The organism is Cohnella herbarum, assembly GCF_012849095.1.
Lineage (GTDB): Bacteria > Bacillota > Bacilli > Paenibacillales > Paenibacillaceae > Cohnella > Cohnella herbarum.
Map to the genome: position 1 here is coordinate 5,807,347 of NZ_CP051680.1, position 25,185 is coordinate 5,832,531.

18 protein-coding genes are annotated in these 25,185 nt (G+C 50.8%); 12 read left to right on the forward strand and 6 right to left on the reverse strand.

The window, feature by feature from the left end:
- Positions 1–715: 715 nt before the first annotated feature.
- A complete protein-coding gene (locus HH215_RS24770; RefSeq protein WP_169282324.1) occupies positions 716–2,845 on the reverse strand; it encodes a DNA topoisomerase III in 2,130 nt (709 codons plus the stop codon).
- Positions 2,846–2,995: 150 nt separating this feature from the next.
- On the opposite strand from HH215_RS24770, the gene HH215_RS24775 reads away from it, so the two are divergent.
- The 5 genes from HH215_RS24775 (at position 2,996) to HH215_RS24795 (ending at position 8,000) form a co-directional block, all read left to right on the forward strand.
- A complete protein-coding gene (locus tag HH215_RS24775) occupies positions 2,996–3,319 on the forward strand; it encodes an antibiotic biosynthesis monooxygenase family protein (protein ID WP_169284563.1) in 324 nt (107 codons plus the stop codon).
- 119 nt (positions 3,320–3,438) lie between these two features.
- A complete protein-coding gene (locus HH215_RS24780) occupies positions 3,439–5,385 on the forward strand; it encodes a copper amine oxidase N-terminal domain-containing protein (RefSeq protein ID WP_169282325.1) in 1,947 nt (648 codons plus the stop codon).
- Positions 5,386–5,417: 32 nt separating this feature from the next.
- Positions 5,418–6,767, forward strand: coding sequence for a DUF2252 domain-containing protein (locus HH215_RS24785; protein WP_310735502.1), 1,350 nt, complete (start codon positions 5,418–5,420; stop codon positions 6,765–6,767).
- 189 nt (positions 6,768–6,956) lie between these two features.
- Positions 6,957–7,634, forward strand: coding sequence for a DUF2306 domain-containing protein (locus HH215_RS24790; RefSeq protein ID WP_169282326.1), 678 nt, complete (start codon positions 6,957–6,959; stop codon positions 7,632–7,634).
- A gap of 135 nt (positions 7,635–7,769) precedes the next feature.
- Positions 7,770–8,000: a hypothetical protein gene (locus HH215_RS24795; RefSeq protein WP_169282327.1), complete on the forward strand. Its 231-nt coding sequence runs from the start codon at positions 7,770–7,772 to the stop codon at positions 7,998–8,000.
- Positions 8,001–8,185: 185 nt separating this feature from the next.
- Here HH215_RS24795 and HH215_RS24800 read toward each other — a convergent pair whose 3' ends face one another.
- The 4 genes from HH215_RS24800 to HH215_RS24815 all read right to left on the reverse strand — a co-directional run bounded on the left by HH215_RS24800 (position 8,186) and on the right by HH215_RS24815 (position 13,009).
- Positions 8,186–8,944, reverse strand: coding sequence for an amino acid ABC transporter ATP-binding protein (locus HH215_RS24800; protein ID WP_169282328.1), 759 nt, complete (start codon positions 8,942–8,944; stop codon positions 8,186–8,188).
- A gap of 14 nt (positions 8,945–8,958) precedes the next feature.
- The gene (locus tag HH215_RS24805; protein ID WP_169282329.1) at positions 8,959–9,627 is read right to left on the reverse strand and encodes an amino acid ABC transporter permease; all 669 of its coding nucleotides are present in this window, start codon (positions 9,625–9,627) and stop codon (positions 8,959–8,961) included.
- A gap of 31 nt (positions 9,628–9,658) precedes the next feature.
- Complete coding sequence (locus HH215_RS24810) at positions 9,659–10,504, reverse strand: amino acid ABC transporter substrate-binding protein (RefSeq protein ID WP_169282330.1); 846 nt, start codon at positions 10,502–10,504, stop codon at positions 9,659–9,661.
- Between the two features lie 192 nt (positions 10,505–10,696).
- Complete coding sequence (locus HH215_RS24815) at positions 10,697–13,009, reverse strand: esterase-like activity of phytase family protein (protein WP_169282331.1); 2,313 nt, start codon at positions 13,007–13,009, stop codon at positions 10,697–10,699.
- Between the two features lie 461 nt (positions 13,010–13,470).
- Here HH215_RS24815 and HH215_RS24820 point away from each other — a divergent pair, with 461 nt between their 5' ends.
- The 5 genes from HH215_RS24820 (at position 13,471) to HH215_RS24840 (ending at position 19,762) form a co-directional block, all read left to right on the forward strand.
- Positions 13,471–14,859, forward strand: coding sequence for an extracellular solute-binding protein (locus HH215_RS24820; RefSeq protein ID WP_169282332.1), 1,389 nt, complete (start codon positions 13,471–13,473; stop codon positions 14,857–14,859).
- Between the two features lie 109 nt (positions 14,860–14,968).
- The gene (locus HH215_RS24825; protein WP_169282333.1) at positions 14,969–15,862 is read left to right on the forward strand and encodes a carbohydrate ABC transporter permease; all 894 of its coding nucleotides are present in this window, start codon (positions 14,969–14,971) and stop codon (positions 15,860–15,862) included.
- 16 nt (positions 15,863–15,878) lie between these two features.
- Positions 15,879–16,763, forward strand: a complete 885-nt coding sequence (locus HH215_RS24830) for a carbohydrate ABC transporter permease (protein WP_169282334.1) — start codon at positions 15,879–15,881, stop codon at positions 16,761–16,763.
- 10 nt (positions 16,764–16,773) lie between these two features.
- A complete protein-coding gene (locus HH215_RS24835; protein WP_169282335.1) occupies positions 16,774–18,570 on the forward strand; it encodes a sensor histidine kinase in 1,797 nt (598 codons plus the stop codon).
- 4 nt (positions 18,571–18,574) lie between these two features.
- Positions 18,575–19,762, forward strand: coding sequence for a response regulator (locus HH215_RS24840; protein ID WP_169282336.1), 1,188 nt, complete (start codon positions 18,575–18,577; stop codon positions 19,760–19,762).
- 60 nt (positions 19,763–19,822) lie between these two features.
- Here HH215_RS24840 and HH215_RS24845 read toward each other — a convergent pair whose 3' ends face one another.
- Positions 19,823–20,200, reverse strand: a complete 378-nt coding sequence (locus HH215_RS24845) for a hypothetical protein (RefSeq protein WP_169282337.1) — start codon at positions 20,198–20,200, stop codon at positions 19,823–19,825.
- Positions 20,201–20,471: 271 nt separating this feature from the next.
- On the opposite strand from HH215_RS24845, the gene HH215_RS24850 reads away from it, so the two are divergent.
- The gene (locus tag HH215_RS24850) at positions 20,472–23,555 is read left to right on the forward strand and encodes a copper amine oxidase N-terminal domain-containing protein (RefSeq protein ID WP_169282338.1); all 3,084 of its coding nucleotides are present in this window, start codon (positions 20,472–20,474) and stop codon (positions 23,553–23,555) included.
- 96 nt (positions 23,556–23,651) lie between these two features.
- Entirely contained in the window at positions 23,652–25,157 is a 1,506-nt protein-coding gene (locus HH215_RS24855) for an amidase family protein (protein WP_169282339.1), read from the forward strand.
- Positions 25,158–25,185 lie beyond the last annotated feature (28 nt).

The following is a 25,185-nucleotide window of genomic DNA, read 5'->3' on the forward strand; positions in this document are numbered from 1 at the left end:
GAATGGGATTTATTTCTTTTCGATTGCTATTTTGACTGCGCATGAAACGTTTTAATTGGGATTGGGATAAGAAGTGGGGAGGAGTGGTTGCTTTGAGCGAGGGGGTTGTCCGAATATTTACGGGAGAAGGGGTAGCGGCTTATTGGTAGGGGTGCGAGGGCAGCCCGTTCTAATGTTCAAACTGAGGTTGGGTGACTGGGCGAGCGAGAGAGTGGAAGGTCGGATGGGTTGGAAGGCTGGGTGACTGGCGAAGATTGTGGTAGAGGACTGACATCCACCGCTGTAATATCGAATAACGGAACCTCGGAGGCTGTCGATTAAATATGCAGTTTTTAACTTTAAAGGACACATATAGAATGTAAGTGATTTTTCGGATAAAATTACAGAATCAGGGCTCAAATCGCGATTTGTGTATGAAATTTCGCATTGAATCGACTGATTCGATGTGCGCGCTGCTCATTATGTATGATATTTCGCATATATCTTGTGGTCTCCTGCAGATTTTCGATGTTATGAACAGTTAATCGACAGCCTCCCCCATGCCGCTAACGCTTCCAGACTACCGAATGATTGGAGAATAACGGCACGATGTGCCGTTATTGGAAATCACGATACCTCATGATGGTCCATCCAACCACTCCCGCTGCTCTGAAACCCCAAAATCGCCGGAATAGTCCGATCAAACTGGACCAATCCGGCGAAAGTTATCGCAACCTTAATCTTTCTTCTTCTCCATGGCCGCTCTGAGCAATTCCCCAAGGTTGGAACCGAGCGGTTCTTCTTGTTTCTTGGCATATTGGCTGACGAGACGTTGCTGCTCGCGCTTGTTCATATGCGTGCTATCTTTATTCATCATTTCCGTAATGCCGCAAGGCAAGCACTGCACGTACTTCCCTGCTTTGCCGTCCTTCAGCTCCATCTTCTTATGGCACTGCGGGCAACGGCGGCCGGACAGCTGTTTCTGGTCGGAACGACGGTAATCGCAGTCTTCGCTCGGGCAGACCAGCATGGTTCCGCGTTTCGACTTTTTCTCGAGCATCCGAGTGCCGCATTCTGGACAATGGCTGCCGGAGACGTTGTGCGGCACGTAAGAAGCTTCGCTTTTCTTGACTCCGGATACGAGACCTTGCGCCATTTCCCGTATGCCGTTCAGGAAGGGCTCCGGCTTGCCTTGTCCGCGGGCGATCCGTTCCAGCTCCGCTTCCCAGCGAGCGGTCAACTCCGGTGTACGCAATTCAGTGGGCGCTAGCTGGATCAGTTGCTTTCCTTTGCCCGTCGGATGGAGCAGATTGCTCTGCCGTTCAATCGTATCGGAGCCTACTAGCTTCTCGATGATGTCCGCGCGCGTCGCGGGAGTGCCTAGCCCGTGTTTCTCCATCTGCGTCAGGAGAGCCGCTTCGGTGTATCTTTTCGGCGGCGACGTTCGTCCGCTTTGAATTCGGCACTGCTTCACGGTGAGGGATTCCCCCTCGCGCAGCTCCGGCAAAACCGCCGTGCTTTCCTCCGCGTCCTCATCCGTCTCATCGTCATCCATTACTTTACCGTCATAGACGGCGCGCCATCCGCTATCCTTGATCGTCGTGCCTTTGGCGAACAGATCTTCTCCCGCTATGTTCACGGTTACGGCCACTTGATCGTAACGTGCCGGTGCATAGAATAGGCTAATGAACCGTCTAACGATCAAATCATATAATCTGCGTTCTTCCGTGCTAAGCAGGTTTAGATGCACGGCTTGCTCCGTCGGAATGATCGCATGATGATCGGTCACCTTGCCGTCGTCTACGATTCTTTTGCTAAGCGGTAACGTTCCCCGAAGCAGAGGCCTAGCAAGCGGTGCATAAGGGCCGATCGCGATGTTTGACAGACGTTCTTTCAGCGTATCCGTCATATCCGAAGTCAGATAACGGGAGTCCGTGCGGGGATAGGTGACGAGCTTATGTTGCTCATACAGCTTCTGCAGGACATTCGAAGTTTGTTTTGCCGAAAAACCGAGCAGGCGGTTCGCATCCCGTTGCAATTCGGTCAGATCGTAGGCGAGCGGATGAGGTACGGATTTTTCGCTTTTCTTGAGCTTGGTGATTTTGCCGGTACGTCCGGCAAGCTTCTCTTGCAGTTCTTTCGCTTTTGCCGCGTCGAATATTCTCGAGTCGCCGTTCGGTCCTCTCCAGATCACTTCGAACGTTCCTACATTGACGCGAAGAACGCCGTATTCTTCCGAGCGGAAAGCCAGAATATCGCTTTCCCGCTGCATAATCATGCCCAAGGTCGGCGTCTGGACGCGGCCGGCGGAGAGCGGCGAACCGAATTTGCACGTAAGGGCGCGAGTCACGTTGAGACCGATCATCCAGTCGGCTTCGGCGCGACAGCGCGCGGAATGGAACAGGCGATCGAATTGGCTGCCGGGTTTCAAGGAAGCGAAGCCTTCCTTGATCGCTTTGTCTGTCTGCGAAGAAATCCACAGCCGTTGAAACGGCTTTTTCCACTTGACCATATCGATAATCCATCTGGCCAACAGTTCACCTTCGCGAGCGGCGTCGGTCGCCACGATCAGCTCTCCGATATCCGGCCGTCGCATGAGGGCTTGTACGGCCTTGAATTGATGACTGCTTTCCCGCAATACTTTGAGTTTCATCTGGCCCGGGAGGATCGGAAGATCTTCCAACGCCCATGTTCCGAGTTTAGCATCGTAATCCTCTGGTTCGGCTAGTCCTACCAGATGACCAAGCGCCCAGGTCACGACATACTTAGGCCCCTCGATAAAACTTTTATTCTTATTATGGCTCCCCATCACTCGCGCGATTTCTCTTGCGACGGATGGCTTCTCTGCCAAGATTAATGTTTTCATATGGAAATGGCACGCTCCCTTCACACTGTTGATTATACTATCTTGTTTCGGGTATGGTAACCCAAGAGGTGTCTATCTTCTACCTTCCTCATCTTAATCCATTGTTGAGCAGATGTTTTACAATGAAAGGGGCCGATCGGTTTGTATGAAATGAAACGGGAAGCGAACGCGCCGTATTATGCGGTTATTTTCTCGAGTCGGCGAACGGAAGGCGATAACGGCTATGGCGCCATGGCTGACGAAATGGTGCGAATGGCTTCGGAGCAGCCTGGTTTTATTAGCGTTGAGAGCGTCAGGGATTCTTCCGGGTACGGTATCACGGTTTCTTATTGGGAGAGCTTAGAGGCGATAAGGAATTGGAAACGAAACGAAGACCACAGAGTTGCTCAAGAAAAAGGCAAACGGGAGTGGTATCGGGATTATAAAGTAAGAATATGCAAAGTCGAAAGGGAATACGGGGATTTGAACGAGTAGGCGTCGCGCGCCTCGGTCTCCGCCGCGAATTCTATCCTATCGAATTCTGTAGAATCGCGTCAGGAATAAATGGTATGATATCCCTATTATTTCAAAAGGAAATTCATGGAGGAATAGGGATGTCGAGAGCGCGCAATAGATTGTTGATTGTATTCCTTGCGGTATGTTTGTGTTTAACGGGCGCGACTGGAGCCGTATATGGCGAGGAGGCTACAGGCAAACCTCCCGGTATTGCTTCCGTGCTGGCAGACGGAACGCCTGTGCTGGAAGATGGCTCGATATGGTTAACCAATAAAGGAGCGCCTCTGCAAAAGCAATTAAATCTTGTAGCCGCCACGGGAACCAGCAGCGCAGGCTACGGGATTAACAAGGCTGGCAAGCTTGTTCTATGGTCTGGGGGACAGGAACCTCAGGTTGTTGCCGATAGTAGCAACGTGAAGCAAGTCGGCGGCGATTCTTGGTTGCTGACCGACGGATCGTTATGGACGATGGACCGGGGAACGAAGAAAGAGCTGGCGAGCTTTAAGGGAACAAGAGCGTTCGATGAGGCCGACGGAGTTATCGCCGCGTTGTCGGAAGCGGGAGATCTTAGGAGATACGAGAGTACGTATGCCGAGCCGGCACTTGTTGCCAAGATCTCGGATGCGGCCGCCATTCGCAAAGTTAAAGTCGGAGACGATCAAGTAGCTCTATTGTATGAGGACGGAAGAGTGATCCTGTACGACGTTTTCCACTTCGGCGACGACATGAAACCCATACCGGAGACCTTAGCTACGGACGGCGTAGATATCGGGTTCAGCGAAGATACGACGCTGCTGGTCGTTAAGAAAGACGGTACGGCGTGGATTAACGGAACGGGATTAAACGTTAACAAATTCAAGCTTAACCCGATCGAAGGGATCGATCAGCTTAAACGGATCGTGCCGGCACAAGGCGTTCCGGACTTCTATGCCCAGCAAACGAACGGATCGTGGGTTTCTTTTAAATCCGGGAAGTTCTCGCCGTTGAACGTTCCTGCGGTAGAAAGACTGTCGTTCGAGGTTTCTAGCCTCAGTCCGACCGTCGGCGGACAAATCAAGGGCACTGTAAGTCTTGTGTACAATACCGGGGAGACGGCCAAGGTGCCTTGGGGAGCGGTTCGAGTGAGTATTGACAAACCGTATTTGCTCCAACCTCTCGAGGATGGCAGCTTTAAGTCTCTGGGCGTGGGGGAAGCGACCGTTACCGTTGAAGCCGGCGGAATCAAACAGTCGTTGAAGCTCGTTTCCGGCATGAAGAATCCGCTGACGAACGCGAAGCAAGTGAAAGGAATTACATATTTGCCGGTCAAATCGGTTTTCCAGGCGCTTGGCGGTACGGTTAGCTATAAATCCTCCGCGAAAACTTACAACATTGCCGTTGGGACGACATCGATTACGATCACCAAAGGAAGCGCGAAGGCAACGGTAAACGGAAAGAAGGTTACGATGAAAGGTGCTCCTACGGAGAATAACGGGGAACTGCTATTCTCATCGGACCTGCTCAGTCAAGCTCTAGGCGCCAAATTAAAGTGGGACTCCGCGAAGCAGCAGATGCATGTTTCGATTGGAGCGGGACAATTCATCGTGAAAGCCAACCAACAAACAGCCGGGAGTTCACCTTCTACCGCGGGCTCGGGCAAGTTGTACGCGGTAGCGGCTACCGGCAATATGGCCGGGTGGAAAGTCCTTAAGGGGCATCGCTACGAAAAGTCGCTCAAGATTTATTTTATATACAAGAACGGGATGACTTCGACGAAGACGGAAGATATTCGCCCCGTTAACTTGAGTAAGAAAGTGTCATGGGTAGACGACTCCGGCAAGAAGAGAACGAATACGGTCGGAGAAATATATGAACTCTTCCAAGTATTCAGCGGACAATACACGGATGATTGGTTCTCCAAGAAGTTCGGGACGTTATATGCGGACTGGCTGCTCTCTTCAACCGTTGATGCGACGCAACTCGTCGATGAATATCTGCAAAGCACCGGTCAGATGAAGACGAATAATTACCCTGTGACTCTGACGCCGGACGCTCAATTCGAATAATCGGTTGGTCAAGAACCCCGGAGGTGGACGGAATGGCGATGGAGAATGAGTTAACGGGACGGGTTAAGCACACGCAGCTCAAATTGCGGGGGATGACGATTTCTCAAGTGTTGGACGAATTCGACGGTCGAATCATGGGCTTGGATCAGGAGAAACGCGCGATGAAATATCGCAAAATGAGGGGAAGCCCCTATTTGTTCTTTCGAGGGAGCGCGTATTTATTCTACTTCGACGTAGGTCGGGAATGGTTCCCATACCACAGCGATCCGAGTCGGCCGACTTGGATCCAGGGAGATCTTCATTTCGAGAACTTCGGAGCGTTCCGCAGCGAGAAGGGGAGGATCGTCTTCGACGTGAACGATTTCGACGAAGGCTGTACGGGCTCGTATTTGTATGACGTTCTTCGAATGTCCGTGAGTCTCTTCCTGGCCATGTCCGAGAAGGAACTGCCTCTTGAAGATCAGACCGATACCGTTTCCGCGTATTTATCCGCCTATGTGAAACAGATCCGAAAGTTTGCCGGACGCAAGGAGGATCCTCGCTCTCTCGTTTTCGACGAGCAATCTACCGAAGGCCCGGTTCGCAAGCTGTTGAAGAAAACCGAGAAGCTCGCGGCCAGCAATTTAGTCGAGGGAATTACGATGCTGGAAGACGGGCGCCGGGTATTCCGCTGGTCGGAGGAAATCTTGAAGCCGACGGCGGAGGAGCGGGAGCTCGTGATGAACGGTTGGGCCGATTACATGAGCAGCCTGTCGTCCCGAACCGGTCAACCGGACTCTTATTACCAAGTGAAGGATATCGCGGTGAAACACGGTTCCGGCACGGCTTCCATCGGCTTGGACAGGTTCTATGTTCTAATGGAGGGAGACTCCGGCCACCAAGGACTCGATGACATCATCATCGAAATCAAAGAGGTGCGAGCGCCGGTACCGGCTTACTTCATGCCTTACAATGAAGCGTTCTGGGAGAAGTTCGCTCACCAGGGCAAGCGGGTTATCACGACTCAGCAGGCGATGCATCATGAAGCCGACCCATTCCTAGGTTATCTGACGATGGACGGCCGACAATTTTACGCAAGGGAACGGTCCCCCTACAAGAAGAAGCTGAAGCCTCATAAACTCGAGGGATCGAAAGATTGGCAGAGGACGGCGGAATGCATGGGCCAGATTACGGCCAAGCTGCACGCTCGCGCGGATGCGGACGTAGAGGGCGACATGCTGTCTTACCATAGCGAGGACGAGATTGTTCGGGCAATCGGCAAGGATACCGATGCTTTCTGCGAATATGTAACGAACAGGGCATTATCCTACGCTCATCAGGTTCGGGAAGACTTTGCGCTATTCAAGGAATGGAGCGAGACATTGGAAACCGTAAATACCTAGATCAAGTCTCTATAAGCGGGCGCCCGATTCATTCAGGGTTGCTCGCTTATTTGCCTTGCGTCCCATTCCCGATCCGCCTTAAGGCCAGTGACAGACTCTGCTTGCGTCGGAGGACTGTAGGTGGATTTATTTGTAAGATGTTGGGTAGATGCGAGGGTGTTCATTCGCGTCACTCAAGGGGGACTATTCGTGATTAGAGCAATTAAGGGTAATAAATGGCTGACAACCGTTGCTTTCCTTGCCATCGCCGTGAGCCTGTTTTCGGCATTCCAGTATTTCGTTATGGGAGCAAACAAGTCCGGGCTTGTTCTAGAAAAGCTCAGAGTGATGAATCTCGATGACTTGTGGTACGTCATACTCTATATTCACATTGCGACTTCCATAGCGGCAATCTGCACGGGGTGGACGCAATTCATAGGCCAGATCAGAGCCAAATCCATACGCGTTCACCGGACGATCGGCAGAATCTATAGCTATAGCGTATTGTTGGGAGGCATTTCGGGAGCTTACTTATCCTTCTACGCAACGGGCGGGTGGGTGTCGAGCGCCGGATTTCTTCTGCTTTCGCTGTTATGGTTATATACGCTGTTTCAAGGGATCAGGGCGATTGCCGCGAGGAAAGACCGCTTAGAGCACCAAAAATGGATGACGAGGAACTATGCGCTTACTTTCGCGGCGGTTATGCTTAGAATCTATATCCCGATTTCTATAGCTTTGTTCGGGTTCGAAGCCTTCAATGACTTTTACCGCGTAATCGCTTGGCTTTGCTGGGTGCCTAACTTGTTTTTCGCGCAGTGGCTGTTGAACCGCTCGAAACCTAAGACGATCGGGAGACGCCGCGAGGGAGGGATGCATGAGATTCGTTGACGGTTTTCCGCCATCCCCAAGGACGGCGAAGGCCGTTTATGCTTGCAAACGAATGATATTCCAACGATTTGTGTTAAAATAGAAGGAACCGAGTTAAGGATTAACGGACAGGTAATAAATATACGGAGTTGTGACATGAGCAAAGACAAAGTATGGAACAGAGGAAAGCACAATGGGCGAGGGTTACCCCCGCGTAAAAATAAAGAATCGAATCCAAGTACGACGATCGGAGCGAGCAACTCTCAGGAGGGAGCGAGCGTGACCGCGCAATCGCTTCCGGCAAGAATTAACACGGTGCAACGAATGAATCGCGATAACTGGGTCCAACGCGCGACCCCGGTGAAAAGAGAAGGCAAGAAGGAATAGGTTGTTTCATTTCTCCCATCATTCCCAAGGACGGCAAAGGCCGTTATGAAATTGGACAGATTCCAAAAAAATAACGTTATGGCATACCGCTAATTGACTCCGAAGCCATCTGGAGCACCGAATTAACGTTATGTCAAAGCGTTATTTCCCCACACTTCTATGTCAGCCTCTTGTGCGGCATCTCCCTACTCAGCATCCTTCTGCCCGTTCAGGTGATTAAAGAATTGAATGGCCCGTTCCGTCCGAGGGTTATTAAGCACTTCGCGAGGCGGTCCCTGCTCGATGATACGTCCCGCGTCCATCAGAATAATCCGATCGGCTACGTCCGCCGCGAACTTCATCTCGTGCGTGACGATCGCCATCGTCATTCCTTCGGTTGCCAGCTGTTTCATGACCTTCAACACTTCGCCGACCAGCTCGGGATCTAGCGCAGACGTAGGCTCATCGAATAGCAATACTTCCGGATCAACGGCCATAGCCCGGGCGATGGCGACCCGTTGCTGTTGTCCTCCGGATAGCTGATGCGGATAAGAATTCGCTTTATCGGCAAGGCCAACCTTAGCCAGCAGAGCTTCCGCCCGTTTACGAGCCTCGTCCTTGCTTTTCTTCTGTACGGTAATTTGCCCTTCCATGACATTGCCGAGAGCGGTCATATGCGGGAACAAATTAAACGATTGAAACACCATTCCCGTACTTTGGCGCAGCGAGATAATGTTTTTCTGCGGGATTTTAGCGCGTTCGTGGAATTCGAAGGCGTTATCCCCTAACCTCAGGGAGCCCTTGTCCGGAACTTCCAATAGATTAAGGCAACGGAGTAGCGTTGTTTTGCCTGAGCCGGAAGGGCCAATAATGACTAGGACTTTGCCTTTCTCCAACGTGAGATCGACGCCCTTCAACACTTCGAGAGAACCGAAAGATTTATGCAATTCGCGAATTTCGATCATCTGCTCGGTCTCCTTTAGTGGGCGGAGAAGCGTTCGAAACGCTTTTCCACGCGAGTTTGCAGGACGGATAGCACGGTACTGAAGGCTAAATAAATAACGGCTACGGCGCAATAGACAGCCATCGGTTCGTAGGTAGTTGCGGAAATCTGCTGAGCTCTTCTGAACATCTCGACATAGGTGATGATGGCTACGAGCGACGTGTCTTTAACTAGACTGATAAAGGCATTACCTAGCGGAGGAACGGATACTCGAGCGGCTTGGGGCAAAATCACGCGACGTAAAGTTTGCATTCGGGACATTCCGAGCGAAAATGCGGCTTCCCATTGCCCCTTATGCACGGATATAATCGCCGCTCGCACGATTTCCGAGCAGTATGCACCCACGCTTAACGAGAGTCCGATGACGGCCGACGTATATACGTTTAGCGTAATCCCGACGCTAGGCAAGCCGTAAAAAATGATAAAAAGCTGTACCAATAGCGGAGTTCCCCGAATGACCCATACGTAAAAGTCTGCTATCCACTTGAGAATCTTCAATGAGGATAATCGGACGAGCGCCGTCACGACAGCAAGCGTTAACCCTAAAGCGAACGTGATTAATGTGAGAGGAATGGTATAAAGAACCCCTGCTTTAAGCAGGGGCCACAAGGAGTCGAGAAAAACCTCTAATTGACGCTCGTTCATCGTTCAGACATCCTTTGAACTACGTGATTTATTATTTGGAAACGTCCGTACCGAAATATTTCTCGGAAATCTTAAGATAAGTTCCATCGCTTTGCATCGCGGCTAGAGCTTCGTTAATCGCCGCGACCAATTCTTCGTTACCTTTGCGGATAAGCGCCGCGCTATGGGAAGCTTCCGAAGTCTCGTCCACCACTTTAATTTTCACGTCCGGCTTTTGTTTTTTCAGATCGAGGTAAGACAAGCCGTCATTAATAGTAGCATCTACGCGTTTGGTAAGCAACAAATCGATCGCTTGGTTAAAGCCGTCGGTGCCAACGATCTTGGCTCCGTTCTCTTCCGCGATTTTCGTCAGATTACTCGTTAACGATTGCGCGGCGGATTTGCCTTTAAGATCGGCTAGCTTCGTAATTTCGGTATTATCCTCATGAACGAGCAGCACCGCTTTGGAAACGATATAAGGATCGGAGAAATCGTATTTTTCTTTCCGTTCATCCGTTATGGACACTTGATTGAAGATGACGTCGAATCGCTTGGCATCCAGACCGGCAATGATCCCATCCCAAGGCGTTTCCAGAAACTCGGGCTCTACGCCAAGACGCTTGCTGACCTCTTCCGCGATTTCAACGTCGAATCCGGTCAATTTTCCGCTTTCGTCATGATACGTGAACGGAGCATAAGTGCCTTCGGTGCCGATTTTGAGTTTGCCGCTGGCTTTAATATCATCGAGCGAGCTTTGGGCAACCGGGCTCGAAGATTCCGTATTCTCGGCGGGAGCGGATGGCGACGCGGAATTCGCAGGTTTTTCCTCTTTATTCCCGCAAGCTGCCAAAACCACGCTTAACGTAAGTAGCACTGTCAATAAACTTTTTCTTTTCATATAAAGAACCCCTCTCTCTATTCCGTTTAGGATGTCTGACTTAGGCCAGTAAAATGTATACTACATGGATTTCGGAAAGTAGTCAATCCTTTTTCCGATAGATTAAGTAGGAATTAAAAAAATGTCCTAGAATAAAACAAGAGCCCCCATTAATAAGGGCTCTTGTTCCGGGGCATTGCTTGAAGTTTATTCTTATTTGCTAATATCTTTCAAGTTAGCGACTTGATATAAACCCGATAGATGAACCCCGCCGTCATTATCGACTGCGGCCCATACTTTTCCGTCCGGAGTTACCGTTAATCCTTCGAGTTTCTCGAATGGGGCGATAGTCGATTTAAGCTCAAGCGCTTTGGTTTTCTTGATCACCGAACCGGCGATCGCCGAAGTTTCCTCCGTCAGCCCGGCAAAAGGTTTAACGCCATTCAACGAGAACGTGTATACCGCTTTAAGCTTAGCCGCTCCGCCGATGAGTTTATCCCGTTCGATGACGGCATATTTGTCTTTGCCAAGGTTGACGATCTCGGATAGGCCGATCCAGTCGCCTTTCGTGTCCGTTTTTTCAAGCGGATAGAGGAAAAATTCCCAAGCATCGGTCTTCAGATCGTATCGTGCGATGCGCGCGTAACTTACTCCGTTAACGCTGGCATCCTTGGCGTACTCGCGTTGGATCGGAGCCAGAAGGTAGCGGCCGTCTGATGAAATCGTAACGCCTTCGAAGCCGTTATTGCGAATCACTCCGCCTTCGGCCGAATCGATCTCCGCAGGCAAAGCGACTTTACGCAACACGGTGCCTTTGCTATCGACTTGAACGAGCAGGTTAGCCATGTATTCCTTATCCTTGAACAAAGCGTTGCCTTCGCTGGCGACCCAGAAGCCGGGCTGTTTGCCTTTGACGATCGAAGTGTCCAAGGCGATGCCTTCCATGTCTAGCGATGCCAGCTTGCCGTTTTCTTTAATGGCTACATGATGGGAGAGCTTGGCTTCTCCGCCCTTCAGATCAAGCTTATAAATGTAAGACTGCATCGCGATATCCGGAACGGCGTACAGCACGTTGCTATTCTTCGCATCTGCCGCTAAACCGGAAATTGCCGCCCAAGAGACGCCAGGCTTGGCGGAAATCGTAGGGTTCTTAGCGGGAGCTTGGTAGATACCGGATACGCCTTCGAAAATCGAAATCGTGCCCGTCGTTTCGTCGGAAGTCAGGAACAGGTTCTTCTGCGGCAGGGCCAGCAGACCTTCGGGGCGAGTGCCTGTCGGCAACAGTTGAATGAATGACGGAGCCGACGGCTTCGTGATATCGTACAGCGCTACGAACGAACCGCGCTCCGAACCGACGAAGGCGAATTCTTTTTTACCGAATATAGCCGTTTCAACGCCTTCTACTTCAATTCCCTTGGCTTCCGAACGGGAATCCGCGTAATAGCCGTATTCGGAGGCTTTCTGCTCAAGCGCTCCTTTGTCCGTCCACAACAGCTTACCCGCAGGGCTCCATACGCTCCAACCGCGACCGCCCGTATAATCCAATTCGCCTTCGTCAGCCGTATACAACGTCGTACCCGCAGCGTTCCACGCGATGGCATCGGACATTCTAGCGCCTGCGTATTCTTCCTTGCTCACGTCTTCCGGATAGGAGCCGGTGAAGGAGATTTTGCCGTCTTCGGTGAGATCGGCCTTTTGTTTAACGGGTTTTCCGGAAGAGAATAAGCTAGTTATCTTGGAGGATTGCACATCGATGATCGCGACTCCGTTATTCTCCTGAAGCGTAACGGCGGCTTTCCCGTTGCGAATATCGACGAATTCCGGCTGCGGATCTTCCGGGAACAGAAGACCTTTGGCTTTCAATTGCGCAGCATCGAATTTAATATCTTTGATCTTGGATTTAGAAAGATCGGTTTTATCGATATTCACGATCTGAACGTAACCGGGACCGCTAATGTCACCTTCGAAGCCCGGTGCTTCTTCATCCGTTCTAATGCCTTTATCGTCCAAATACATCGGCTCGTTCTCGATGGCGATGACCGCGACGTATTGACCTTTTAACGTAGTCAACGCGATGGAATCGGGATGATTGCCGATCGCTAGTTCGCCTTTGATTTTCAACGTTTTCGTATCGATGGCAATCAGCTTGCCCGGTTTGATATCGACTGCTTCACCAATCTCTCGCTTAGACGTAATGACGACGGCCAAAGCCGTTTTGCCGTCGGGAGTAATCGTAACGCTAGTAGGTTCGCCGCCTACTTCAATCGAGCTAATCTGCTTGGGCTTGGACGGAACGGTCAGATCCATGACCCCGATGCTGCCGAGACCCGCGCTCGTATAGAACAATCTGTTGCCATCGGGAGTAGCGGCAATGATTTCCGCGATTCCGCCTCCGGGTACCGAGAAAATGGCAAGCGGACGGAAGGAGTCGACTTGCTTGGTTTTAGTAGCCGCGAAGCTTCCCGTTGCGAACAGGGTTGAAGCGACAAGCGAGACCGATAAAGCCGTTACGAGTGATTTTCTCATGAATCTACATTCCTCCAAGAATAGAATATCTTCAGTATCCGATATGAACGTTAAATGCGTGTAAAGGCAATGGACTAGTTATGTAAAGTCGAGAAGACGAATAGCTTAATGCGCCGACAAAGAAGAAAATGAGCTGAAAATAAAAAAGCACTGCCATAATGACAATTGCTTCGGGGTTTGGAACTATGCGAAACTGGACTTGGGTACTTGTACTTACTCCTTCTCGTCGGGCTCATCGTAAGGCACTTTATCTTCCTCGTAATACACCTTAACTTCCACCTCCATTTCTTCTTAGTATAAAGACCGAGAGTTATCCTATTGTTCGGAAAATGTCAACGAGATGTCAAAAATCTAAAGGAGTCCACCTTTAAAAAACAAACATTACCTCCTAATAATATTCATTGTTTGCGTTTTCATTTCCATAGATAATGGGGCTATCACCAATCAAGGGGGTAACGAAAATGAAAAAGATAAGCAGAAAAATGATCGGTACGTCATTGGCGGCATTGCTCGCGGTTAGCTTGTCCGCCTGCGGATCCAGCAACAACGGTAACGGCAACGAGGCAAGCGCACCGGCAAGCAGTGCTCCGGCGAGCAGCGCGCCTGCAAGCAGCGCGGCCGCAAGCGAAGACACCGGCAGCAAAGAAAACGTCACGATTACGTTCCAGAACATTTACCCGGATCAAACGGATCCGAAATACGGCATGCTGCGCAAGATCGTCGCGCAATACGAATCCGAGCACCCGAACGTGAAGATCGAGCTCGATTCCCTGAATACCGACCAACAGAAGCTGAAATTGAAGACGCAAGCTGCTTCCAGAGAAGTTCCGGATATTACGATCGTGAACCCGGCCGCTCAAATGCAACCGTTCGTAGATGCCGACTTGTTCGCTCCGCTCAACGAAATGGTCGAGAAGAACGGACTGAAAGAGACTTTCCAAGATGGCATTCTGGAGCCGTACACCTTCAACGGCAACCTGTATGCCCTACCGGACGGCAACAATATCGCGCTTGTTTACTACAATAAGAAAATGTTCGAAGAAGCGGGCGCGAAAGTGCCGACAACGTTCGAAGAAATGGTCGAAACCGTTAAAACGCTGAAAGCCAAAGGCATGACGCCGATCGCGATCGGCGAGAAAGATTCTTGGACCGGTTCGTTCCTGTTCATGAACATCGTGCTCCGCACGAACGGCGGCCCCGGCTTCCTGCAAGACGTCGTAGACGGCAAGAAAACGTTCGAAGATCCGGCATTCATCGAAGCCGTAGATGCGTTCCAATCGCTCGTTCAAGCAGGAGCATTCCAAGAAGGCGCGACTTCCTTCGACTACAATGCCGGCGAGAACTTGTTCAAAACCGGTAAGTCGGCCATGTACTTCATGGGAAGCTGGGCAACCGGCGGTATCGAGACTTCGACGGTCGGACAGAACGGCGAGATCGGCGTATTCAAATTCCCGACGGTCGGCGGTAAAGGCAATCCGAATGAATTCATGCTCGCGCCGGGCAGCGCGTTCGCGGTATCCAAAGATAGCAAACACCTGGAAGAAACGCTCGATTTCCTGAATTACTTCATGCTGAACTATCCGAAAGAAGCATTCGCCGTTAAAGGCGCGGTAGGCGTAGCGCAGAAAGTCGACGGAGACTTCAAAGCCGCGGGTTACTCCGACATGGCGATGGAAGTACTGGGCTTGTTCAAAGAAGTTAAAGGCGGAGACCTCGCGTTCGATAACACGATGAATCCGGGAACGGCTCAAGTTCACTTGTCCAGCATCCAAAACCTGTTCGTCGCTAAGAAAGATTCGGCTGAAGTAGCCAAAGAGCACCAAAAAGGCTACGAAGAGAACAAAAAATAATATCCGCGATTTGGTACGAAGGGGGCGCGACGCGTCCCCCTTTGGGCTATCAAGAAGTTTAAATCGGCGAGTCTCATCATGACGAGAGAGCTTGAAAGGGGCGGGAGCCTTGAAGGTAATCAGAGTATCCAGTTGGACGATCGCGGCTTTCGTGCTGCCGTGCTTGCTCCTGTATGTAAGTCTAGTGTTCGCTCCGATCATCGTCTCCGTCTATAACGGAATGCTCGATTGGAACGGAATCGGCGTTTCGAAGTTCGTCGGATTGGCGAATTTCGAGAAGATGTTCACGGACGATTCCTTATTCTGGCCGGCGGTACGCCGGACGTTCCTCCTGGCGGGATTCTCGATGCTGGTGCAGTTGCCGATCGCCTTGTTCGTGGCGATCCTGATCAGCCGTTTCGTTCGCAGGACGGGGTTTCTCATTTCCAGCTATTTTCTGCCCGTCATTCTTTCGGTTGCCGTTATCGGGCAATTGTGGAAAACCATCTACAACCCGGCTTCCATGGGCGGAATGATCAATCAGATCCTAATCAAGCTCGGTTTGGATTCATGGACGCATTCTTGGCTGACCGAGCCTAAGATTGCCTTGTACTCCATCATTCTCGTTGCGCTGTGGCAATATCTCGGATATCACATTCTGATTCAGTTTACCGGGATTCAGAATATTCCGGCCGATATTTACGAAGCGGCTAAGATCGACGGGGCTTCGGGTTTCAAGGCGGATCGCTACATTACGCTGCCGTTGATCGTCCCGATTTTCAAAATTTCCGTCGTGCTTTCGTTCATCGGTTCGCTTCAATCTTTCGACCTGATTATGGTTATGACGGGCGGGGGACCGGCCCATGCAACCGATGTTCTCGCAAGCTACATGTACAATATGTCGTTCCTATCCATGAAGTACGGTTACGGAAGCGCCATTGCTTCATTCTTGGTTGTCGTCTGCCTAGCGGCTACCGTAGTGATCAATCTGCTGTTCAACCGGCTAGACAAACGATTCTCGTAGAAAGGAGGCGCTTCGCATGAGCCAAACCGCAAGCCTGACCACCGTCAAACCTACCGTCCATGCCCGGAGCCGCCGCCGTTTCACGATCGGCAAGATCATCGTATTCGCCTTCTTCGGCCTACTGCTCGTTACGCAGCTTTATCCGCTCCTCTGGCTGCTCATTTATTCACTGAAGACGAATGAAGAGATCCTCTCAGGCAACTTCTTTGCTCTACCCGAGATCTGGCAATGGAGTAACTATAAGGCTGCCGTTGAGGGCGGGAATTACTGGAAATACCTATCCAACAGCGCTTTTGTCACCTCGATTACGATGGTGTCCGTTATTTTTCTAGCGTCGTTGGCCGCTTTCGCGATTTCGAGGTTTCGCTGGAAATACGGCCAATTCGTACTTGTGTTGTTCTTGCTCGGCATGATGATTCCTTTGCAAGCCACGCTGCTTCCGCTCATGCTTATTTTCAAAAATATCGATATTCTGAACACGCATTTATCGCTGATCTTGCCTTATGTCGCCTTCCAGACGCCGATTGCCGTATTCATTCTGAGCGGATTCATGAGGACGGTCCCGCAAGAGATTGAAGAATCGGCCATCGTAGACGGGGCGGGCGTATTCCGAATTTTCGGTTCCATCGTACTTCCGATATCCATCCCGCCGATCATGACGGTGCTTATCCTTGCTTTTATCAACATCTGGAACGAGTATATTTTGGCGGCGACCTTCATCTCCTCCGAAAAATTGAAGACATTGCCGTTCGGCGTGTACAGCTTCGTCAGCCAATATTCGGTTAACTACGGCGCGATCGGCGCTTTCCTGGTGCTCGGTGCTCTGCCGGTCGTCATTATCTATTTCCTATTGGCCGAGAAAATTACAAAAGGCATGGTAGCAGGTGCCATAAAAGGGTAATATGGGATTCATGAAGAGTCTCCGATCGATTCGCGGCCGTCTATTTTTGATTTTCTTGTTCTGTATGTTAGGGTTGCTGCTCAGCGTCAGTTTGGTTTATTACCAACGGGCAACCGATCTCATACGAGAAAAGGTGAGCGTTATTGCCGAGAAAAACATCTCGCAAACGTCTGGCCTATTTGACCTTATGCTTAAGGGCTATGACAGCGTCACGAAATCGTTGAATAGCAACAATGAATTGATGAGGCTGCTTCAGGATCCTTCTTCCGGTCAATCCGCCGAAGGAGTAGGCCTGGAACGGCGAATTACCGACATTCTCGGTGCTATATTCTATTCCCGTAACGATATCATCGGGATTCACATCGTGACCAATCAAGGCAAAGTATTCAGCTTCGACCGTTCGGTGGGCGCTGGCGTTCGCGATCATACCGAGAAGGAATGGTACACTCAATTGCAACAATCGAACGGTAAAATGGTCTGGCTCGGCGTGTACCCCCAATCGCTCATGAGCGGGGGGATCGACCGGTCCGTTTTTGCATATGGACGGCAATTGTTCGAGCTTAGCGAATTAAAGCCGATCGGCATCGTCCTGATCGAGACGGAAGCCGACGCCATCGTGTCCGCGCTTACGAACGCGAGTCTCGGCCCGGGAAGCACGGTTATTATTCAAGGCCCCGAAGGCAAGGAGATCATCCGCACAAGGCCGGCGGAGAATGAAACGGATATTATCCCCTATGGTTGGCCGGGGCCTCTGAAGAACGATGAATTGATTCATACCGAACGGGAAAATTCGATGATCACCGCGGCACGGATCCGCATGGCCGATTGGACGGTTATCGGGATTACGCCGAAACGGGATCTGCAGCTTGAGCTTAGGGAGACGCAAAGGTTTCTTCTGACCGTTATTATCGTGCTCGTCTTCGTGGCTACGGTGCTGGCGACATTCGTGTCCCGTTCCTTCTCTTCGCCGTTTAAGCGGCTGATCCAGCAGATGAAGCAAGTGGAGCTCGGGAACTTCAAGAGCCAAGTTCATGTGCAATCTTATCAGGAACTTAACGTGCTCGTAGGTTCCTTTAATCGTATGGTTAACCAAATGGACGAATTAATAGAACGGATTAAGCTCGCTTCCATAAGCGAGAAGAACGCGCAGCTTCAAGCGCTGCAATCGCAGGTAAACCCGCATTTTTTGTTCAATACGTTGGATATGATTTACTGGATGCTCGAAGAACGGGAGAACGATCGGCTCGGTAAAGTGATTCTGTCCTTATCTCAGATCTTCCGCTATAGCAGCGATTGGGAAGAAGCTTCGCGAGCAACGCTCCGTCGAGAGTTCGAACAGTTGCGCCATTATTTGACCATTATCGAAACTCGGCTCGAAGGACGGATTCAGACCCGGTTCGAAGTCGAAGAGCGGTGGTTGAACATCGAAGTGCCTAAGATGACCTTGCAGCCGATTATCGAGAACGCCGTTAAATACGGAATCGAGCCAATGAACCGTGCAGGGCTGCTGCGTATCTCTTCTAATGAAGTCGAAGGAAGATTGGAAATCATCGTTGAAGACAATGGCATCGGAATAGATGAGGAAACCCTTCTCAGACTCTCGGGCTCTCTCAACGAATCCTTCTCCGCGGATTATGAACAAAGCCATGCGAACGAAACGGCCGGTAGAAGAGGGATCGGTCTGCAGAACGTGCATCAACGCATTCGCCTGATGTTCGGCGAAGGCTTCGGCGTCCGGATCGAAAGCCGCAAGAACCTCGGAACAACCGTTGTCGTTACGATCCCGATCCCACCCGTAAGGGGGTAGTAACATGAATATTCTTGTCGTTGATGACGAAAGCGTTATTCGAAGCGGTATTGAACGGACGATAAGAAATCATTTTCCGGAATATCGCGTCTTCCTTGCGGCCAATCCGGAGGAAGCCATTCGCCTCCTTAAGCACGAATCTATCGACCTTGTTCTCACGGACGTGCTTATGCCCGGGATGACCGGCCTCGAATTGATGGAAATATCGCGCAATAGCCATGCCCACGTGAAGTGGGTCGTGATCTCCGCGTATTCCGAATTCGCATACGCTCAAGAAGCGGTACGCTTGGGAGCCAAGGACTACTTGTTAAAACCGATCGGCAAAGACATTCTAATCGACAAGATCGGAAAAATAGGCTTGGAAATTTCCAAAGAGAACGAATGGTCCAAGGAAACGCACCTCTTAAAGGATAACTTGCGGTTTCTCCGCGAAGCCGTGTTCTCCCGTTGGGCATCCGGCCTTGATTTGGGAAGCATCGACATGAAGTCTTTCACGGAAAACCATCCGTATTTCCACATTCTAATGGTTCGCATGGAGAGCGATCGCGACGTCAAGCTGGAGCATTTTATCGTAGAGAACGTGCTTGGCGAATTGATCGATTCGGTCGGGAAAGGTTACGTCGCTAGCATAGACGCGAATAGCTTGCTCGGATTAGTTACGCTTAATGAGGAGAACGGACTAAACGGGCTCATGGAGCAACTGCGCGCTCATCTGAAACGATACGTCAAAGTTCCGTTTCAGGTTCTGGCTACGGAACTCATCAGAGATATTTCCAAGGTGCCGGTGGAGGTTCAGAGTATGCGGAAAGCCGCTGCCAGCCAAGTGTACGATCATTATGCCAGCGGCGGGGACCAGGCGATCGAAGTCGCGTTGCAGTATATCAAGACGCACTATGCTACTGAACTGGGCTTGGAGAGAGTGGCTTCAATCGTTTACTTAAACCCAGTCTACTTCAGCCAGTTATTCAAACAGAAGACCGGTCAAGGATTCAAAGATTACGTCACTCATCTCCGGCTCGATCGGGCGATGGAGTTGCTCCGGGATTCCGAGCTGAAAATCTCGGATATCTCCGAACGCGTCGGTTATCCGGACGTTCGCCATTTCTCCCAAATCTTCCGGAAAAAAAACGGAAACACCCCTTCGGAGTACCGTCAGAACGCGAACGGGGCCGTCCCCGCAATAAAAGAATAAGCAAAGGGGCTCTTATATTTAGACGGAGGAGCCCCCTGCCAGATCGCCGATGCCAGCTCTCTACAAAGCCCCTGCGTCTTGAACGATTCGAAGAGCTTGGTCGTAGTCTCCCTCATCGACGATCGCAGTCAACAGAATGTCCCGGCCTGTCATCCGGTTGTCCGATCCTCCCGAGCTATACCCGCTTGCGCTCACGCTTGCGGCGGCCAGGACTCCGGAATCGGGATTGAAATTTCCGCCGAGCGTCAAGTAACCGAGTCCCGGAAAATCCGCGGACAGCGGGTATTCGATTTTGTCCCGATGTTGGACTCCTTCGCCGGGGTATCCGTCAAAACGGTCGATCGCATGCTCGGCGAGACGAAGCGACCGCAGTCGTTCCACCGCCCGTTCTGCCTCCCAGGGCGTCTTGAAATAGGCCATCAGCGTTCTCTCGGCCATATGATTTCCTCCGATCCGTTATAAGTTAATTTTCCCTGTAGTATGGGGCGTGTGATTGCAAGAGTATGCGCCAGTCCGAAAACTTCTTAGGCCTCGCGAGAACATGAAACGGAAGCCAATGTGGGGTACGATAGGCAAAGCAAACGGAACTTAGATATATTTAGAGTTTGCCTCCGATAAGGAGAAACATTTCCCCTCTTCCCTGCGTCTTATTAACAGGATCCGATAATTCCATGCATTGGGATATCGGAATAGGGAGGGAGACAATCGTATGCGTAAGTTTATATCCACGTTAGCTGCAATTGTAATGTTATTTTCGGTTATCCATCTTCCTGAAGCAAAGGCGGCTTCAGCAATAAAGATCGTCATTGATGGGCAAGTGCTGTCTACCGATCAAGCCCCCGTAGCCATTGCGGGTTATACTTTCGTTCCGCTTCGCGGAATTTTCGAGGCGCTTAACGCTAGAGTGCAATGGAATCAGAAAGCGCAAACGGTTACCGCGACGAAGCGCGACACGACTATCGTGCTCAGAATCGGCGCTAGCACGGCAACGATCAACAATCAAACCGTAACTCTCGATGCTCCGGCTAGAGCCATAGGCGGCAGAACGATGGTGCCCGTTCGTTTCGTCAGCGAAGCGTTAGGGGACGATGTGTTATGGGACAAATCGACGCAAAGCGTAATCATCACCACGAAAGCGGTGAAGCAAGTCGGAGCCGTATCTTCGGTAGCCGTATCGACGGTTCCCCAATACGGAGACGGACGCGATTTGCAAGTTAACTTTACTCCGCCGTCCGATCAATCAAACGTAGACAGTTACCGGATATTGGTCGTCAAAGCGGAGAACGCTTCGGCCTTTAATTTGGCGAAAGCGCAAACCGTCAGTTCGCTGAATTATGCGTTCGTGTCGAAGAGCAACGCGTATTCGAAAATTTCCTTGACCGAGCAGAGCAGAGACGTGGACGGCGCGTTGCTCCGGACGAATCAAGCTTACAAAGTATTCGTCCTGACCGCAGGCCAAGATACCTATGCGTTATCGAGCTCTTCCGTCTCGATTAGCCTGAGCGCCAGTCCTTCGGTTAGTGCGGTAACCAACGTAAAAATCGACGATGTCGGCGATTTCGGCGATGGCCGGGATCTGCAGGTTAGCTTCACGAAAGCTTCTAACGAGAGCAACATTACCGGTTACCGGGTTATGATCGTGAAGAGCTCCCAAGCCTCCTCTTTTAATTTGACGACGGCTAACGGAATGTCCAGCTCTTACTACAGCACCGTATCCAAGACCAACGCGAATACGTTGACCTATACGTTTAATTCGTCTTCCCGCGATACGTCGGGTGACACGCTTCGCAATGGCGTAGCTTATACGGCATTCGTTCTATCGGTTAGCAGCAATACGGGAACGACGAAACATGGTCTTTCCGCAGGCTCGGCTTCGGTTACGTTGGGAGCATCCGCTCAGGTTGCTACGATTACGAACGTAGAGGACGTAGATAACTACGGAGATGCCCGCGACCTTAAAGTCAGCTTTAACAAAGCGGCGGACGAGTCGAGAATCTCCGCTTACCGTATCTTCGTCGTAAGAGAATCCGACTATAGCAGCTTTAATCTTACGGAAGCGAATAAAGTATCGTCCGCAAGCTACTCCGATCAATATCGGACGGGCAACAGCAATTATAGCGTAACGCTGCCGTCGAGCTTGAGAGACACTAAAGGACGATACATTGAGAGCGGCGTTGCATACCGCGTCTTCGTTATGGGTGTATCTTCGAATAGCTCGTACTATCCGAACACGCTCTCTAGCCCATCTAGGAGCATCAGCCTGGTCGACAATGGCGTGATGGCCGTTACGAACGTGTACGGAAGAGATGTCGCGGATACGAACAGCGGCCAGGATCTTCGGGTGACTTTCACGAAGGCGTATAACGAGACGAAGATTGGTCAGTATCGGGTTTTTGTAGTTAGAGAGGGTAATGCAAGCAACTTTACGCTGGCAACGGCGGTTGCGATGAATAACTACACGGTAGTAAATAAAACCGGTGTAGATATTAGCCTAGAGCTGACTGCCGCTTCGCGCGACACAAGCGGGGTCCTCATCCAAGCCGGGGTGAGCTACCGGATCTTCGTTCTGTCGGTCGGCGCGGGAACCTCCTATGGAACGAATGCTTTATCTAGCGCATCGCCTGCGATTACGCTAGCTAATACCGGCGTTGTGACTGCGGTTACGAATCTTTACGCCTACGATGCAACCGATTATAACGACAGCCGCGATTTAAGAGTAACCTTCACCAAAGCTTCTAATGAGAGCAATATTGATCACTATCGGGTATTTGTTGTTCGGAACGAACATGTTAACAACTTTAATTTGAATACAGCGAACTCCATCTCAGATTCGAGAAATTATTCGAACATCCCTAAAAAGGCAGCGGATATCGACACTACGCTTCCGGCAGGAGTGCGGGACATCTATGGGCAACCGATCGTAAATGGCGTCGACTATCGAATCTTCGTCTTGTCCGTCGGTTACGGCGTTTCCTACGGAACGAACGTACTGTCCGCACCGTCTCCGGTAGTAAGACTCACGAATACAGGTACGGTGACTGCGGTATCGAATGTTACTGCTAGCGACGTTAGCGATAATAACAATGGGTCGGATATGTTCGTAAGTTTCAATAAAGCCGCGGTGGAGAGCAACATTAGCCAATATCGGATTTTCGTCGTCAAGGATATTACCGCAGGAACCTTCGATTTGACGAAAGCCATTGCTAATGGGAATTACACTTCTGTTATTCCTCGCAACAGTAACATTAATATGCCTTTGACTTCATCTACACTCGACGTGGACGGGATGCAAGTTCAGAATAATACCCCTTATCGGGTTTTCGTATTGTCTGTCGGCGGAGGAGCATATGCGGGCACTAACGTGTTGTCCTTGGCGTCTCCCGCCATTACGTTGACTAGTCCTATTTTGCCGGTACCACCGGTAACGAGTCTTGGATTGTTTGACGTAGGTGATACGAATACAGCATCGGATTTACAAGTTTCGTATACGAAAGCTGGTGACGAAAGCGGAATTGACAGTTATCGGATTTTCGTTGTTGAAGAAAACGATGCGCGTAGCTTCAATTTAAGTTGGGCGACAGGCGTAGTTGCTGGTCTTTACACGGCAATGCCAACAGGAACGGACTTTAACCTGCCGTTATCTTCTGCAATGAAGGATGTGAGAGGGGCGGACATCCAGAATGGTAAATCCTATCGGGTATTCGTCCTATCGGTAGGTAAAAACGCGATGAATAGTACGCTCTCAGCCCCTTCGAATCCTGTTCCGTTAGCTTCGCCACCTCCGCTAGTGTGACAGCTATTGCAGATTAATTTGTCTGACTTGTAGTTCCAAGGCCGGAAGCCCTTCAATTGAGGGCTTTCGGCTTTTGTAATACATGCGATTTGATATATGAGAAAGACGAGGGAGGCTCCCAAGTTGAACAAAAAAATCGAACAATGGATCATAGAAGCGGATATTATGAGCATGCAAAAGGCAATGGAGTGCGGCGAAACGACTTCGGAGCAATTGGTTCTAATCTATTTGGCCCGCATCGAGCAGTACGATAAGGAGTTAAAGTCGGTTCTGGAGATCAATCCGGATGCCGTTGCGATTGCCCGTGCCTTGGACTACGAACGGAATGAACGCGGATCGAGAGGCCGATTGCACGGCATTCCGCTGCTGCTGAAGGATAACATTGGGACTCATGACAGAACGCACACAAGCGCCGGCTCTATTGCTTTAGCGGACTGGACGCCGCCCGAGGATTCTTTCTTAGCCTCTAAGCTTCGTAAGGCTGGCGCTGTGCTGTTAGGGAAAACGAATATGACGGAGTGGGCGAATTTCATGTCCCCGACCATGTGGGCGGGGTACAGCTCACGCGGAGGACTAACTCTTAACCCCTACGGACCGGGAAAATTGTTCGTCGGAGGCTCGAGCTCGGGCTCGGCTTCCGCCGTAGCCGCGAACTTGGTTGCCGGGGCGATAGGTACGGAAACATCGGGCTCGATCATTAGTCCGTCCAGCCAGAATTGCATCGTAGGGATCAAGCCTACGGTGGGGCTTGTTAGCCGGTCGGGGATCATTCCGGCTAGCGTCAGTCAAGATACCGCGGGGCCGATGGCTAGAACGGTGTCCGATGCGGCGATCATTTTGGGAGCCATGACCGGAGTGGACGCGAGCGATTCTGCGACGGAAGCGAGTCGAGATCGGTATTTTCAAGACTATACGTCCTTTTTGATTACAGATGGTCTTAAGGATGCTAGAATCGGAATTCCGCGAGGGTATTATCGGGATTTGGACGAAGCGGGGCTAGCGATTATGGAAGCTGCGATCGCGGTGTTGAGAGATCGGGGAGCCACGATCATCGATCCGGTAAAGCTTCCTTGCGAGGACGAGGATGCTAGCTCGAATATACTGCAATACGAGTTTAAGAGAGTTCTTAATGATTACTTATCCGGCTTGGATGCGACGATGCCTGTTCATAACTTGCGGGAAGTGATTCAGTATAACGAGCTCCATTCGGATCGTGCGCTGAAGTACGGTAAAGGAACTCTCGAGCAGTTGGAGAAAACGAGCGATAGCATCACGGACGAAGTCTATGCGGAGCAATTAGACAAGAGCCGCGGGCGAGCTCGAAACAGAGGAATCGATTACGTGATTGAACAGCACGGTCTAGATGCGTTGTTGTTCGCGGGCAATCATGGAACGGACGTTGCTGCCAAAGCCGGGTATCCGCTCATTACGGTTCCTGCGGGATATGCAGCTACGGGTGTCGTCGCTCCCGGCGGTTACATCACGAACGGGCCGCATGGCGTTACTTTCTCGGGCACGGCATTCAGCGAGCCGACCTTGATTAAGCTCGCATACGGCTTCGAGCAAGCGACGAAGATCAGGTTCCCTCCCGATCTTAGCTAAGTAAACCGATAGAAAGCGTAAAAGCCGA

Coding starts and splice junctions, on each gene's coding strand:
- HH215_RS24845 (WP_169282337.1), bottom strand. CDS start 20,200: ATGGCCGAGAGAACGCTGATGGCCTATTTCAAGACGCCCTGGGAGGCA.
- HH215_RS24815 (WP_169282331.1), bottom strand. CDS start 13,009: ATGAGAAAATCACTCGTAACGGCTTTATCGGTCTCGCTTGTCGCTTCA.
- HH215_RS24805 (WP_169282329.1), bottom strand. CDS start 9,627: ATGAACGAGCGTCAATTAGAGGTTTTTCTCGACTCCTTGTGGCCCCTG.
- HH215_RS24830 (WP_169282334.1), top strand. CDS start 15,879: ATGAGCCAAACCGCAAGCCTGACCACCGTCAAACCTACCGTCCATGCC.
- HH215_RS24855 (WP_169282339.1), top strand. CDS start 23,652: ATGAGAAAGACGAGGGAGGCTCCCAAGTTGAACAAAAAAATCGAACAA.
- HH215_RS24835 (WP_169282335.1), top strand. CDS start 16,774: ATGAAGAGTCTCCGATCGATTCGCGGCCGTCTATTTTTGATTTTCTTG.
- HH215_RS24780 (WP_169282325.1), top strand. CDS start 3,439: ATGTCGAGAGCGCGCAATAGATTGTTGATTGTATTCCTTGCGGTATGT.
- HH215_RS24850 (WP_169282338.1), top strand. CDS start 20,472: ATGCGTAAGTTTATATCCACGTTAGCTGCAATTGTAATGTTATTTTCG.
- HH215_RS24800 (WP_169282328.1), bottom strand. CDS start 8,944: ATGATCGAAATTCGCGAATTGCATAAATCTTTCGGTTCTCTCGAAGTG.
- HH215_RS24775 (WP_169284563.1), top strand. CDS start 2,996: ATGAAACGGGAAGCGAACGCGCCGTATTATGCGGTTATTTTCTCGAGT.
- HH215_RS24785 (WP_310735502.1), top strand. CDS start 5,418: ATGGCGATGGAGAATGAGTTAACGGGACGGGTTAAGCACACGCAGCTC.
- HH215_RS24810 (WP_169282330.1), bottom strand. CDS start 10,504: ATGAAAAGAAAAAGTTTATTGACAGTGCTACTTACGTTAAGCGTGGTT.
- HH215_RS24820 (WP_169282332.1), top strand. CDS start 13,471: ATGAAAAAGATAAGCAGAAAAATGATCGGTACGTCATTGGCGGCATTG.
- HH215_RS24795 (WP_169282327.1), top strand. CDS start 7,770: ATGAGCAAAGACAAAGTATGGAACAGAGGAAAGCACAATGGGCGAGGG.
- HH215_RS24770 (WP_169282324.1), bottom strand. CDS start 2,845: ATGAAAACATTAATCTTGGCAGAGAAGCCATCCGTCGCAAGAGAAATC.
- HH215_RS24840 (WP_169282336.1), top strand. CDS start 18,575: ATGAATATTCTTGTCGTTGATGACGAAAGCGTTATTCGAAGCGGTATT.